Source organism: Phocaeicola sp. (genome assembly GCF_057861905.1).
The window spans coordinates 1-15,956 of the sequence record NZ_DBMACV010000076.1; the positions used below are offsets into that span (position 1 = coordinate 1).

The following is a 15,956-nucleotide window of genomic DNA, read 5'->3' on the forward strand; positions in this document are numbered from 1 at the left end:
TGCTTAAAGATACAAAATCTTTAGGTAATAACAAAGCCCCAGCTTGTGAAAGTCGGGGCTTTGTGCTAAAAAAGAAGGTGTGCTTTTTGACACACCTTCTTGTTCTAATTTGCGGGCAGATTTTCCGCCTATTGCTGCAAGGTTATTCCCATCAGTCCGATAACCACATCATTGGCTACCGTTTCGAGTGTAAGCGACTCAAGCGTTTTCTCTGCATCGAGTGGCATATCCAGCAAGACTCCTGCCCCTCCTTCTATCTCACGACCGTACACTCCTGTAATACCTAATTCCTTTCCCAAGTCACGACTGACTTTTCCGGTTTTCAGATGCAAGCGGTACGGACGAGGTTCGGATAGGACAAACGCCTTTCCATCTACATAAAAGTCCTGCTCTATCGGGCACCAGTTGTCCGGATTAGTCAGAGTCATTTCAGTAGATGTACCATCGGAATAACGAACTTTCAGGACACCATTCGCAATATGACACTGCATGTGATTCGTACTTCCGGCAAGCAGCAAGTATGCATGCGAAGCCTTTCCTGCCAGCGGTATGCAAATGCTGTTGGGATAATTGTCCCATAACGATGTAAAAGCAATGTTGTTTCCCTTTTTCATCAGGCGGAATGGTACTCCCAATGAAGTGTCGAACCGGTTATTCCGAACCAGATTCCGTAAACCACTGTCATCTATCGAAGCACTCAGCAGGGGATGACACCATTCTCCTATTCCCTGAACAGGAAGTTGCAAGGTAGTATACGGAGAACGTGGCGAGAAATACTGTTCCCGAAAAATCGAAGTCACCGAATCGTTCAGATATTGATCCATATTGACCATGCGACAGGCTGATGAATCAACACCAGCAAAATCCTCTCTCGCCGCGGCAGGCAGACTCCGGATAAAGACATTTACCGGCTGCCACCAGTTCATGTTCCCCTGACGGGTACGGACAAAAAAAGTATGATGTCCTTCACCCTTCTTTATGTTTGTGTTGTAACTGTTTCGTTCTACTTTTGTCGACACCAAAAGATGCTGCGGATCGTAAACTTCGCACAACTCGACTCCCTGAGGAGCACGAAGTAAAATCTGTCCACCTGCATCAACCTCCAGCTCTTCGGCGGCCAAAGTCTGTAAAAATTTCCCCTTCCAACGGATAATTACTTCTGCATTTTTCACATCAAGTACTTTCACAAGTAGCTCCGGATGCCCACTGGCTGCTTCAACAAAACTCCAGACTGTTTTCTTTCCATTCACCTCGACCGAGGCAACCTGTTCACGTATAGCCTTAACCTGAAGTCCTATTTCCAATGGTTTGCCGAAACGCTGGCAAATTTGATAAGTATCCGTATCTTTCTCTCTCAAGAAACTGTAAGACACGTCCGGTGTTTCCAGCGAAGCCTTGTCCCAATCGGACGGGAATCCCGGACGAATAAGCAGTCTGCCGTTCATTGCATCCGGCAAAATACCGTATACGCCTTGAATCAAGACCCGTGAGGCAACTCCTACAGGATCACCAAAATCGCGATAGCACTCGCCACGAGCAGCATCATAGAAACTGATTTGTCCAAAATTTCCGGGGCTGTCGCCCAGATACATTCCGTCGAGCACAGAACTCTTCAGCAACTTATATCCCTCATCAGCACGTCCTGCCTGAAAATAGGCAAGTGCAGTGTGCATCACTTCGGCAAAGGCAACATTATTGATACTCCATGAATACGGCAGCCAGTTGGTTGTAGAGATAGTAGCATACCCCTCGTCTTTCAGTCCCTTTCCGGCAACCGGGATATGAGGAATCTGTGTATCGACATACCGAGTAGCCTGATAAGCCTGAAACGGATCAGCCGTTTCACTGTCCAAAGCATGGTAAATAGTCCACACTCCCGCACTTTCATGCAGACGCTTATGCCCCATGAAATCCTGAAATTCCGCCCAGTGTCCTTTATCAGCCAGCCACAGACGTTTGTTCATCGCTTTCAGAATCCGGTCGGCTTCTTTCTGGTATGGTTCTGCATCTTCCCCAATCTTGCCTGCTATTTCCGCCGCCATCTTGTTGGCCCGATAGTTATAGGCAGACGAATGTGTCACAGCTCCACTATTATAATATAAAGCATCACTTGCCCAAATACAAGCATAAGCATCATACAACCCATCATTGTCTGGATCATAGTTCAGCTTCTCCCAAGCAAGATGACGGGTTATCACCGGCCACATCTGGCGGGCATACTCCAAATCACCGGTCCAGTTGAAATGCCACAACAGTTCATCGATGTAACACAAGTTCATGTCATAATGATGCATCTGATTGTTTCGCCGAGGATTGCGGCAAATATATCCGTTGCTATACTGAGGAGTTCTCCATTTCTTGACAGAACGTGCCAGATGCAAAGCGGAATCCTGTGCCGGATGCGGAATCGTATTGGATACATTGGTTACCTGACTAGCAGCATAGGCGTCGAAATGCTTGCGGGCACGGTCGTGCCATCCCAAAGCATCCCCTGTATAAGCTGCACGCCATCCGCTCAGAGGCATACGCCATCCTACAGCTCCATGAAGCCAGACTTCTCCATCCCATATTCCATCGGCAGCAACAGCAAGTGTTCCTCCCAGCGTATTGAAATACGGATCTGGAGTAGAAAAACGGATACGCGATGCCAGCGCTTTCCGGGCTTCCTCAGCCTTGCCATACAAACGTCTTCCTTCATCAGTAGAAACAAGCTTCAAATCCAGGTTTTCCAGTACCAAATAAGCCTCATCGGTCAATGCTAAATCGTACTCCTTCTGCATTTCAGGATGCTCCGGAGCCTCGAAGCATCCGGGAGGGTCAGCTCCCATATCACCGTTACGACTGAGTTTCTTTGCCCGAATCTCGGAGATGAAACAACGCAAAATCATATCGTCTGCCAAATCTCTGGCAGAAAATTTCCAGATTGCTCCATCAGAATCGGGAAAAGCCAATACAGAAACCGTGATTGTACCCTTGCCCCAAGCTGTATCTCTCAGCAGGTAGGTGCGCCTGCCGGCTGTATATCTGGCCTCACAGAACTCGATAGAGTCGAGAGCAAGCGAAAGTCCCCTGCCCTGCAGAAGGAAACGAATGTGCTTACTGTTACGCTTATCGTATGCTGCAAATACCGGACGGTCGCTCGTTTCAAGACGAAAAGGTGACCAGCTTCCATACAGAGCTCGTGTAAACCGGTTCTTTCCGTTTATGCAGACAAAATCATCTCCTTCGGGATAATACTGAAGCGTACGTGCAGTTCCCCGCTTATGTTCATTATAAGAAGTCGACTCTATAAAATCGCCAATCTTTTTAGCCTGTCTGGTTTGTGCCGGCAGAGAAAATACTCCCAATGCCAACAAACACACAAACGAAAACAAGTTATTCTTATTCATTGCTGACTATTTTACTTATTCCTAAACAACAAAAAGAGATTAACCGGAAAGCATACATATATGATGTTTCCGGTCAATCCATATATTAACTAACTCAACTCATTATGGCAGTGGCTTCAGACCTTCCCAGCGTACATTCCATGTACCATCTTTCGGGAAGCCCGGATTAACCCCCTCCGAACCGTCCCAACCTGCGCACATCATTGCTACAGCCGTAAGCAGCCCACCGTTACCCGGCAAGTATATACGCAGACGACCGTCCTGATAATTGTGTCCGTTTACCAGATACGTATTGGTACGCTTATCCATCAGCAAGGCACCTACCGCCTTTTCCGGTTTCCCCAGACGGGCAGCATCCATAGCAGTCATCGGATAATCCCATCCCCATGTCTTGTTCCAGTTCCAGTTATCCCATACCCAATTCAGAGTATTCTTCATATATTCGGGATTGACCAGCTTATTCATTGGCAAAATGCCTACTGCTCCCAGCACAGCCATGTGGTCGGATGTGAAACGGATATCCTTATACGTATCGACAGCTGTTTCGGCAGCTAAATACAATTTATCCTCGTTATAAGCAAGCGGTGACAGTTTTTCTATCAGCGTATCCCATTCGGGCACACGTTGCATGCCGGCACGCTCGCGCCAGGTTTGTGCTGTCTGCATGCCAAACAGCCAGTATGATAATTCAAATGGAGGATTTACCGTATCGGCAGCACGCAGTGTTTCCTGTGCAGGAATAGCTCCCTTCAGAATATAACGGTCGTGTTCCTTATCGTAAACGGCAAACGAATACATAAACTCAGCCGTTTCCTGAATCAGATCATTGTATTTTTTTATCAGTTCGTCCGATGGATTGGCACGATACAGTAACTCTGCCAGATAAATCAGATGTGGCTGTTGCCAGATAAGAAAACTGCCGACATTAGAAGGTGCTTCCATTCCGCTTGGATCGGTCATCTTCATCCAGCGTACTCCTTCAAATCCCTGACGCTTTGCTATCTCACGAGCAACGGGTTCTGCCTGATGATACCAAGCCAATGTACGGTCAAGTAGCTCAGGATGCCCCCACAAAGCGAACTGTGCCTGATGCCACCAGATCATTTCCATGTGGAACTTGCCAAACCAAGAATTATAAGTAAGTCCGGTTTCCTGTGGAGGAGTAGAACCAGCACACTGGATAGCCAACAGATACTGGCTCAGCACTACACGACGCTCCAGTTCCTTTGCTCTGGAATCGGTACAGAGAGAAAAGTCGACTACCCCACCTTTGTTCCAAAAATTATTCCAGTATTCAGACGACGCCTTTTCTGTTTCGGCGAATGTAATAGCAGGAGTTTTTGATTCCTCAGGAGAAAACTGGCAAGTAAACGCAAGAACCGTATCAGCAGGAGTCAGTACAAAATAGTTTTTACTCTTCTCTGCCAGTGAAGCCTCACCTTCCCAGCGAATGGTTACATAGTAAGTCGTGGCATCCAATTCACGTTTTAGTACAGCCGATTGCTTATCTTGTCGGACAAGAGTCGTAGAATGCTTGTCGTTTGCATTCCAGTCGCAAGCATCATCGCAATGCCCGCCCGTAGGATAAGGAAAGTGAAATTTTATTTCCGGATGCGACTGAGATGAAACTTTTGATGCAATCATATCGTTTACAGGATGACAAACCGTCTGCACATGATATGAAACTCCGGCAAGAGAGAAGCTGCTACTCACCTCACCATTCCACATATCCAGATTATGCTGAATATTCTGTAATTGAGAAGGTGTAACACCTTCTTTCAGTTCCAGCCCGACGATTCCCAGATGCAAACGGTGAGGGTTGGCACGAAGCCAATTTGAAGCATCACGCTGCCGTCCTTTTTCCTTGAACTGACAAGAGTATATTTCTTTATGTCCGCGACCAAAATCGTATTCCCTCCAGGCATCTTCTGGCTTATATCCGTCCGGATTAGCAAAACTATGCCATCCCCACTGACTCTGCGTACCTAACGGTACACCATTTTTATAAACCTCCGGAAAGGTTTGCAAGCCGGTTATATCTGTTGTAAAAGCAAACTCTCCATTACCTACAGATAAAGATGCCAGTGAATCTACAGCCGTTACAGAAGGATTGTTGCGGGTAACCAGCGCATAACGGTCGATAGGTTCCTGCTTTTCTACGCTACATGCTGTAAAAGTCAGGGCTGCCACTAAATAAATCAGTTGTTTCATGTATTCTAATTATTTCTTGAAATTAATGTGTAGGACCTTGATTGATAGCCCATTTATGTACATTGCGAATATAAAACATATAAACAAAACATTGCATAGAATAATGTACATTCTGATAGAAAAAGATACAAGTGCACAAAATTTGCACTTTTTCCGATAAAAATTTCATTTCAATCAACCGGCCCTTCTATCAAACTATTCATATACATTTCTACATTTGTGTAATATCGGTTAAGTGTAAAAGAGGAAGCATCACTTGCATCCTGCGGATTTAAATGATGTTTCTTTTCCCACTCATCAGGCATGCCGTCATCATCGCTATCCAGTAAAGAAGTTCCTTTTCTCAACTCAGGCCATCCTCCAGCCTGGGCGGGCGTATCTATGAATCCATTATTTCCATACGGCGAAACTCCACGCTTTATCTGGCTGATAATTTCATTATCATAATCGTCACGTACCAGACTACAGCCTGCCTGCTCCAGAACTTTACGATATGCCTCCTGAGGTGTATCTTCCGTAATAGGCTCATAGGCAAAAGGACATTTAACCAAACAAGCAAGTGAATCTTTTCCAAAAACACCTTTTCTGTTATCTTCTGAAACAGTGGGATTCCCCTCTAAAATATTCCCGCTTACATAATATTTACCAGTACCATCCTCTGCTACGTCCAGCAATTTATTAGGACATTGGATCCCAGGCCCCGGCTTATAATAATTGGCAACCATATTGATCCCGCCAAAATGTCCTCCACCATAAGCAGCTTTAAAGCCCCAATTAAACACAACATTATTACGGAAATCGACCATTTTGGTATTGTCTACCGACGAAAATCTTGGATTACGACTGGAGTGGTTAGCTAAAAGATTATGATGGAACGTAGCTTTATAACCTCCCCATATTCCCCCAAAGCCATGACATCCCTTAGTATGAACAGAACATGTAAGACTCTGATTAACCATACACCACTGTACAGTGAGGTTCCTTGTTTTATAAATCGACAAACATTCATCAATTGACCAGCTTGAAGTTAAATGATCTAATATTACATGATGCTGACCATATCGTCCTCCCCCTATACCATCAGCATCTGTTTTATATTTATCGCCAACTCTAACCCGGATATAACGTATAATAACTTCACTCGCGTTTATAATCAAAGGATTATCCTTCAGACAAATTCCGGCTCCCGGTGCAGTCTGCCCGGCAATGGTGATACTGTCATGATTAATACGTAAAGGAGTCTTCAATTCGATTGTGCCATCCACATCAAAAACAACAATCCTTGCTCCATGCTGTTCTACGGCTTCCCGAAAACTACCTTTGCCTGAATCATTCAAATTGGTAACTTTAATAACCTTTCCTCCTCTTCCTCCTACAGTATATTTTCCATAACCTTCCGCTCCGGGAAAAGCCAGACTCTGTGACTGAACATAGGCAAATATACTCAACAGATAAAACGAGAAACCTACCTTTTTTAAATACATATTCATAATTACATTGTCTAATCAAACAAGATGTAAAAAGGCAAGATAGGAATTCGTTCCCAATCCTGCCTTTTCAAATCTTATTTTATAAAATCAATAACAAGGATGTTGTTGACCGGCCAACCCTGGATTTACATCAATAATACTTGTTGTACTGAATGGTAATATTTCAACCATATTTTTTTGCAATCCATAAAACATTCTGGTTATAAATGTATTATCTTCATATACATTAGAATCTACATACAGTCCACCTTTACTTTTTATGGTATGACAGCCAAACATATTCAGGATGGTATAAGTAACTGGAGTCAGCTTCGCTCCAGAAGGAGCCGAATTTTTAGAGAAATAAACATTACCAGCTTCGTCTTCATAAAATTCTTTTTCAAGAAAACCTCCATTTACGTTATCATTCAATATATTCAGTTTATCAATTTCATCGGCAGTAAGCCCCATCGTTTCAAAATCACTTTCTTTAACAGTAACATACGGCAACGCAACAGTAGGATCCTGATAAACAGCTGTACCTCCTTTATAAGCACGGTATACATCTACATTGGCATATTTACCTTCGCGATTTGCCAGCTGATACAATTTTTCTTTCTCTGCAGTAAGTTGTTCATACAAGATACCCCAACGTGTCAAATCTGTTTTACGAAGAGATTCATGAGAAAGTTCCAGTTTACGCTCCTGTATTATCGCGTTTTTAAATCCTTCATAATCGGACGGTATTGTTCCAATCTTTGCTTCATCATTTTTAAATGCACGCATACGTACTTGCTTAAATGCGTCGATTGCATCTGCAGTTGGAGCATTATTCAGCTCATTCAAAGCCTCTGCATACATCAGCAATACATCAGAATAACGCAACAGCGGGAAATTTATATCACGCCGGCTGTCAGAAGTTCCTCTGTTTTTACACCAGTTGATACGATACTTACCAACTCCAGCACCTATATAAGTATTCATCTGATATGTACCGTCTGTATACAAACCATAATTACAAACAGAAACATCACGACGCTGATCGCCTTCATCGAATTCAAAATAGAATGTGGGCATTGCTATCATTTGTGCACCACCTTTACCAAATGTGCCACCAGATCCATTAGTCGGAATACCATTTACATAACCAGTACGCACATCAGAAGAATTTGCTCCATACCATCCATATTCTAACATTGTTTCTTTATTGTACTGCTTTGTACATAAATCGCGAAATACTTCATCGTAATTATCTAACAATCCATTTTCATTTTGGGTAATAACTGCCTTACATGCATCAGCCGCAATCTGATACAGCTCACGAACTCGAGCCTTGTCTTCACGCTGCGCGATACGAACTGTAGACGCATTATAAGGAACAGTACTCAAATCCCAGCGCAAAGAATAACCAGCAGCATACAAAGCGACACGAGCCAATATACCATAAGCAGAGTTCTTTGTAAAACGTTCAGGAGTTGATACCATACCTTCACTCTGCCAAGGTAACAATTTAACAGCTTGTTGTAAATCTCTGACACAATGATCATAAATTGTATCACGACTAACTCGTGAAGAAGAGAACGTCGTCAAATCGGAGGTTGGTGTTTCGGTATATGGAACATCACCATAAAAACGTACGATATTCCAATATGCATATGCTCTGATAGCCAAGGCTTCACCCAATAATGAATTTAATTTGAGCTGCTCACTTTCTGAAACTTTCATCAGAGGAATATTCTTTATACAGACATTAGTATATTCAATGGCCTTATACATACTATTGTATGTGCCACTCAGCATCGAAGAAGTAGAAGTATAGTCATAATTAGAAACATTGTATTTGGAGTTTGTTTCTGAAGAACTGGCCTCATCTGTACCTTCCAACAGTTGATAACCAAGTTCCTGAGTGTGTATACTTGGATAAGCCCCTACAACAGCCATCTCAGCACGTCCTACAGTTTCGAAAACAGAAGAGCTATCAGCCTTCGATTCCGAAGGCATGTCTAACCAGTCTTGACAGGAAGCGCATGTAAACAATAGTACCGATACGCCTACAATATTTATTATCTTTTTCATAATTATTAATTGCAATTAGAATGTTAAATTTACACCAATAACCCAGCTCTTAGAACGTGGATAAGAAGAATTATCAATACCCGGAGTCAAAGCACTGTCTTTTGCTGACACTTCTGGGTCGTAGCCACTGTATCCTGAAATAGTAGCTATATTATTCAACGTACAATAAACTCTTGCGTTGCTCAATTTCAGATTCTGAATCCAAGCTTTAGGGAATGTATAGCCTAAAGTAATTGTACTGAAACGTAAGTAAGAACCATCCTCTATATAATAACTGCTATGATCGCTGATAGCGGTTTTATTATTTTGGGAAATATTCCACATGATATCATCACTATATTGTCCCGGATTCAGCTCCGACAAACGAACCAAATCTGTAGTTTCCTTACCGGTAGATGGATCAATCAGAGTAAAGCGATTACTCATGATAGCCAATGTATTCTGATTGGATAAATACGGACCGATAAAGCGTTGAGTACTCATATTAAAGATATCATTACCAAAGGAAAAGTTCATAAATACAGATAAATCAAAACCCTTATATCTGAATGTATTATTCATACCACCAGTAAACTTAGGTGCAGCATTACCTATCACTGTACGATCGTTTGTAGACCAGACCGGATTACCATTTTCGTCAACTTCACCTGCTTGAGGAACATATTTAGCATCGCCCGGCTTTACCTGAGAACGGTCAAAACCTTTCAAGGAAGGAACTCCGTCTTTCAACTTATAAGTACCATCCGACAATTGAGTAAAGTCATCTGTCGTATAGATTCCATCATAAACTAATCCATAGAACTGCCCCAATGGTTTTCCAACTTCAATTTTATATCCCATACGGCTTTCATAATCCTGAATGAAGTAATTTGTCTCTTCATTACCATAAAGTTCAAGTACTTTTGAACGATTGAAAGCAATATTAAAGTCTGTACTCCAAGTAAAATCCTTTGTACGAATATTTGTTGTATTCAACACCAATTCTACACCACGATTACGAATTGCTCCAATATTCTGATACTGGTCACTATAACCTGTAGAAGTTGGTATTTTATTCTTAATCAAAAGGTTTGAAGATTCATTGTTATAGAAATCGACCGACAAATTTACACGGCTTCCCAATACAGAAACATCAAGACCAACATTTGTTGTTGTTGTTTTCTCCCATTTCAAATTAGGGTTTCCTAATGTCGTTCCTGGAACATACGTGATATAGTCACTTCCATTAATTCCATAATGTCCCGATCCATAACTTGTAGCATACATATTATTATCAATGTTATTATTACCTGCGGTACCATAACCAATACGAAGTTTCAGGTTATCCAGATAATCTACATCTTCCAAAAATGCTTCTTCAGAAATACGCCATGCAGCAGATGCCGACGGAAAGATTCCCCACTGATTGCCTTTTGCAAATTTAGAAGAGCCATCGGCACGTAAAGTTCCCGTAAATAAATAGCGCTCTTTATAGTTATAAGAAAGACGGCCGAATACAGAAACCAGACCTTCACGACTTTTACCTGACTTCCAGGTATAAGGTTCACCCATGCTTACATCGTTCAATCCAAAATTACCATCCGTAAACTTACGGTACTCATTATCCAAGTTCATCGATTCTGTATACCAGGTTTCCTGTCCTAACAAGACGTTAAAATCATGAGCATGATCATCTAAGTCGAAAGCATAATTCAATGTATTGGTCACCTGCCATGAATATTTTTCATCATTATTGCGATAGCCGTAACCATAGGGACTCTGATTGGCGTCAGCCTGACGAGTAGAACCATTATCCCAGTAATCCTCACGTACCTGCTGCCACATGTAGCTGGCTGCAGTACGCCACGTCAAATTCTTTATGATATCAATTTCTATGCCTGCATTTACAGTAGCAAAACGGGTATATTTTTCCTGATCAATTGCTTCATTATCCAATAACGGGTTATTAATATCATAATTATCAGCACCCGGCATATCAGAATATGCATCCGACAAATCTTGGCTAAGCATCTGTTCGTTGGTAAATTGTACACCACCTGTCACAGGCTGTAGAATAGTTTGTTTCAACTTACCTCCCAAACTACCACCTCCTTCAACTTTAGTCATCTGAAGATTAGAAGAAAAATCAAAACGAACGCCTTTCCATAGTTCATGATTTACTTTAGCACGTATACTATTCTTCTGGTAACCATGTTTTGCCATAATACCATCTTCATCCGTATAATTATAGCTAATCATGTACTTTGTTTTCTCAGTACCCCCTGTAATATTCACATTGTGATTTTGTGTAATGCCTGTAGAACCAAAAACTTCGTCTTGCCAGTCAAGACCTTCACGACTGCCATAATCATCATGAATACGACTATAGGCTCCACTATAAAAATCTGCATCATTTATATTTCCACCAAACAGATTGGCAAAGCTACTTTGATTACTTCGCAATAACTGGAACTCATACTGATATTTTACATAATCTTCTACTCCCAGCAAATCCAATTTTTTCCCCAAATGATCGAAACTTACGAAACCATTATAAGAGACTTCTGTCTTGCCTGATTTTCCCGATTTGGTCGTAATCAAAATAACACCATTAGAACCACGAGCACCATAAATAGCGGTAGCTGAAGCATCTTTCATAACATCGATACTCTCAATATCATTAATATCGACATTTTGCAAACCATTTTCCATCTGGAAACCATCGACGATATACAAAGGTTGAGTTCCTTGTGTTATAGATGTTCCACCGCGAACCGTAATATTGATTTCAGCACCCGGGGCACCACTTTGTTGAACAATGTTCACACCTGCAGCTTTACCAGCCAAAGCCTGTGCAGCAGTACTTACTGGTGACATCTTCAATTCATTTGCTCCAACAGAAACTGAAGAACCTGTCAAATCTTTACGTTTTACTTTCGCATACCCGATTGCAACAACTTCTTCCAGCATCTGGCTACTCTCCTTTAAGGTTACATTAATAGTAGTACGGCCTTTGATAGCTATACTTTGTGTTTCATAACCGATATAAGAAAAAGTCAACTCCTTTGCCGAATTAGGCACAGACAATGTATAATTACCATCCATATCTGTAATAGTGCCTATAGAGGCCTGACCCTTCACTGTAACCGAAGCTCCGATAACAACATCATTAGCATCCCTTACAGTACCGGTAATTGTTTTGTTCTGAGCAAGAACATTCAACGGAAAACTTATTAACAGAACAATTAATAAGTAAAAGTTTTTTTGTATGCTTCTCATAGTTGATTAGTAATACATAAATTAGTTATTAATTAATTTTTAGACGCTGCAAAACTATTAAATCTAAATGATTAGCACATATAAAATAGTACGTTTACCTATAAAATCATACATGCAACAAATATTCAATGAAACATCTACACAACAACATAAAACGAGACACAAATACCCACCGATTTATAGTTTTACTAAAAGATTATATTTATATGACAATATACATTGCAAATAAAAAGACCTGAAAATATCTCACGACATCTTCAGGTCCGAAAAACAAGAATTAATATTATCTTTATTTTACCAACAGTTCTATTTTCACATCTTCTTTATGAACGTTCGTACAATAATAAAACTCAGCGTCTTTTTTTGCACTGATACGTATATGTTTCAAAGTAATTCCATCAATAGGCATCTCTGGTATTCCATTAAAATACATAGCCCGACGTGCATTCGAACATGTCAGATACTCTATATGGATATTACGAAAACACGGAGTTGTTTCGTCTACCGGCATAGGATCAACTTTTACAGGAATGACTTCACCACTTTCCAAAACCTCGACAGCCGATTTCCCTCCATAATAAAGATTAAAGGTTACAGGTTCGGTCGGAATATCAATCATTGAAATGTTACGAATCCATATATTCTCTACAACCCCACCACGGCCCCGTTTACTTTTAAAACGTAAGCCCACGTCTGTTCCTAAGAACTGACAATTACTTACAGAAATATTCCGTACACCTCCACTCATTTCACTTCCTACCACAAAACCTCCATGTCCCTTGTATACCGTACAGCCATCTACTATTACATTTTCACAAGTACGGGCACGACGACGTCCATCTTCATCTTTTCCACTTTTCAAGCAAATGCCGTCATCACCGACATCAAATGAAGAATTCACGATCAAAGCGTTTTTACAGGATTCCAAATCGAGTCCATCACCGTTTTGAGCATAACTTGGATTCCGAACTGCTACATTTTCTATTAAAACATTCTCACACATCAAGGGATGAAGATTCCATGCCGGAGAATTTTGAAAAACGACTCCTTCCAGCCATACGTTTTTACATTCTATAAAACTAACCATAACCGGACGAAGAAAATGCCGTACACTTTGCCACTCCTCCTCTGTCTTCAGATTTTGCGGAACATTCATATTACTAATAGTGTCCCCTTTTAATGTTTCAGGATAAGGGAACCAATAATCAGGACGCTTATATACACCTCCTCGAGAAGTTGCTGCCTTCCATTGTCCCTCTGTAACTTTTTGCCTTTTCAACGGACGCCAATAATGGCCATTTCCATCAATCACTCCTTGCCCTGTTATGGCTACATTTACCAGATTTCGTCCAGATATAGGCGACTGGCAACGCCGGGTATCCAGTCCTTCGAATACAGTTTCTACCAACGGATATAAATCAACATCGGGAGAAAATAAAATAATAGCTCCCTTTTCTACATGCAAATTGATATTGCTCTTCAATACAATAGGACCTGTAAACCACACACCTGCCGGAACAATCAGTTTTCCACCTCCCTTTTTATCTAAAGCATGAATAGCTTTGGCAAAAGATTCTGTACAGAGATGCATGCCATCGCCTACTGCACCAAAATCTTTCAGATTCATTTCATTATCAGGAAAGGACGGAGCCTCTACACGAGGCATTTCAAATGGTAAATCTCTATAAAGTTTCTCATATTTATAAGGCTGTTTCGCCCCAAGAGCATTTACAACCAAGTAAATACAACAAAAAAAAACTACTATATTCTTCATAAGTTTTCAACTTGTTTAATAGCCCAATTGCAAACATCCCATAATATATGGACCTGTTGCTTTTGCATCATTATCACGTATTTTTTCACCTATATAATATTCAAAGCTTCCATCGCGGTAGGGATTTCCTCCCAATCCTCCCACCTGACAACAACGAGTCAAGGTTAAAGTGCCATCCGAGTTCTCACGCATTAATTTATCATTCAATCCTCTAAATGCTTTTTCTGCTACAGAACGGTACTTTTTATCAATATATCCCTTATTTATAGCCTTGGCATATGCATACATACACTGGCTCGTAACAGAGGCTTCCGGAAAGTTTCCCTCACGTTTGGGCTGGTCGATAACCTGATACCACAATCCATTCTTATCTTGATATTTGGGGAGAGTTTCTGCAAGTCCCTGAATCCAAACAATCATGTCAGCACGTCCAAGATGATTCTCAGGAATATAATCGAGTGCATCTACAAGAGCCATAAACCACCACCCGATACTACGCCCCCAAAAATTAGGTGAATGTCCAGTTTCAGGATCGGCCCAACGTTGAGATTTACTTTCATCCCAAGCATGATAATACAATCCAGTCTGCATATCATATGTATACTCATGACAGAGTCTGAACTGTTTTATCGCTTCATCAATCAAATCCGGACGATTAAACTCCACTCCATATTGAGCAAGAAAAGGAGAAGCCATATATAAGCCATCCAACCAAATCTGATGTTGATAGACCAGTTTATGCCAAAAAACGCCCTTCAAAGTACGAGGATGACGTTCCAATTGCTTAACCAGCAAATCCATCGCTTTCTTATATTTAGCGTTATGTGTTTCCCGATAAAGGTCGAACAAGACTTTTCCAGAATTGATAAAATCAAGATTATAAGCAGACATGTCGTATTTATAAATCTCTCCCTTATCATTAATAATCGTATCTCCCCACTCTCTTACATAATCAAAGTAACGATTATCGCCGGTAGACCTCCACATTTCAAGCATTGCGCAACAACCTACCCCTTGAGCATACCCAAAGAAAAGACGTTTTCCATGATCCAGCTGCCATGCCTGAGGGAAACGACGTATTTCTGAATCAGCAAATCGCCGCGACGCTTTTTTCGGAGCAAAACAATCTGTACGGAAAGGGACAGCAGGGAAACCTGCTCCATTGCATAAATTTATCCGAAAGAAAGTTCCCCAACCATACCTTACAGCAACAGGATGTGTAACCTCAGGCGAGGTAAGCTCCAACTTATCTCCTTTTATTGCTGCTGATGCAGGATAAAAACGCTCATCTTCTCCTGCTATAAAAAAGCCCTTCACTTTACCACCATCAAGGGTTTTCAAGCCACCATCTGTATAATCGAAACTCAGTACAACTTTATTTCCACTAATCTTCATCTTTTTATATACAGGCCCCGAATAAGTCACATTTTTACCATATTGTTTGGCTAAAGCCCATGCAGCTAAACGTTCGCCTGCCACACGTTTGTTACGCGGATGAATATCCGTTGAATCTGCAGCATCTACAACAACTGCCATTCCTACATTTTTCAGTCCGCTCTCACGCCAAGCCTTCAACTGTGCTTCGCGAATCTCAGCTGGCTGTCTGTAGTGAGGAGCTATCTGCATAAAATAGAAAGGCATGTCTGATTGCCCCCACCGTTCACGCCAGGAATTTATCATATTACCTGAGTTCGGGATAAGTTTAGAATAAGGCCAGTTGTTTTGAGTCCTCAATATAGTATCCTTGCAATGCATCCGGTTTGTTTTCAAAGAAACAAT

7 protein-coding genes are annotated in these 15,956 nt (G+C 41.4%); all 7 read right to left on the bottom strand.

All coding sequences use genetic code 11. The features are described 5' to 3' along the window. Window positions 1–128 precede the first annotated feature (128 nt). Window positions 129–3,389, bottom strand: coding sequence for a DUF4450 domain-containing protein (locus ACZM60_RS12495; RefSeq protein ID WP_489521662.1), 3,261 nt, complete (start codon window positions 3,387–3,389; stop codon window positions 129–131). A gap of 102 nt (window positions 3,390–3,491) precedes the next feature. Then, window positions 3,492–5,600 (bottom strand): hypothetical protein, encoded by a 2,109-nt coding sequence (locus tag ACZM60_RS12500; protein WP_489521663.1) that lies wholly within the window; start codon window positions 5,598–5,600, stop codon window positions 3,492–3,494. Between the two features lie 170 nt (window positions 5,601–5,770). After that, window positions 5,771–7,090: a pectate lyase family protein gene (locus ACZM60_RS12505; RefSeq protein WP_489521664.1), complete on the bottom strand. Its 1,320-nt coding sequence runs from the start codon at window positions 7,088–7,090 to the stop codon at window positions 5,771–5,773. 87 nt (window positions 7,091–7,177) lie between these two features. Next, on the bottom strand, window positions 7,178–9,145 hold the full coding sequence (locus ACZM60_RS12510; RefSeq protein WP_489521665.1) for a RagB/SusD family nutrient uptake outer membrane protein: 1,968 nt from the start codon (window positions 9,143–9,145) through the stop codon (window positions 7,178–7,180). Between the two features lie 15 nt (window positions 9,146–9,160). After that, a complete protein-coding gene (locus ACZM60_RS12515; RefSeq protein ID WP_021971329.1) occupies window positions 9,161–12,403 on the bottom strand; it encodes a SusC/RagA family TonB-linked outer membrane protein in 3,243 nt (1,080 codons plus the stop codon). A gap of 289 nt (window positions 12,404–12,692) precedes the next feature. Further along, entirely contained in the window at window positions 12,693–14,177 is a 1,485-nt protein-coding gene (locus tag ACZM60_RS12520; protein WP_021971328.1) for a glycoside hydrolase family 28 protein, read from the bottom strand. 15 nt (window positions 14,178–14,192) lie between these two features. Beyond that, window positions 14,193–15,956, bottom strand: a 1,764-nt coding sequence (locus ACZM60_RS12525) for a glycoside hydrolase family 88/105 protein (RefSeq protein ID WP_489521666.1), incomplete at its 5' end; no start/stop codon positions are given.

What these genes read in the sequence shown, in the direction of transcription:
- ACZM60_RS12510 (WP_489521665.1), bottom strand. Translation starts at nt 9,145, where the DNA reads ATGAAAAAGATAATAAATATTGTAGGCGTATCGGTACTATTGTTTACA.
- ACZM60_RS12495 (WP_489521662.1), bottom strand. Translation starts at nt 3,389, where the DNA reads ATGAATAAGAATAACTTGTTTTCGTTTGTGTGTTTGTTGGCATTGGGA.
- ACZM60_RS12500 (WP_489521663.1), bottom strand. Translation starts at nt 5,600, where the DNA reads ATGAAACAACTGATTTATTTAGTGGCAGCCCTGACTTTTACAGCATGT.
- ACZM60_RS12520 (WP_021971328.1), bottom strand. Translation starts at nt 14,177, where the DNA reads ATGAAGAATATAGTAGTTTTTTTTTGTTGTATTTACTTGGTTGTAAAT.
- ACZM60_RS12515 (WP_021971329.1), bottom strand. Translation starts at nt 12,403, where the DNA reads ATGAGAAGCATACAAAAAAACTTTTACTTATTAATTGTTCTGTTAATA.
- ACZM60_RS12505 (WP_489521664.1), bottom strand. Translation starts at nt 7,090, where the DNA reads ATGAATATGTATTTAAAAAAGGTAGGTTTCTCGTTTTATCTGTTGAGT.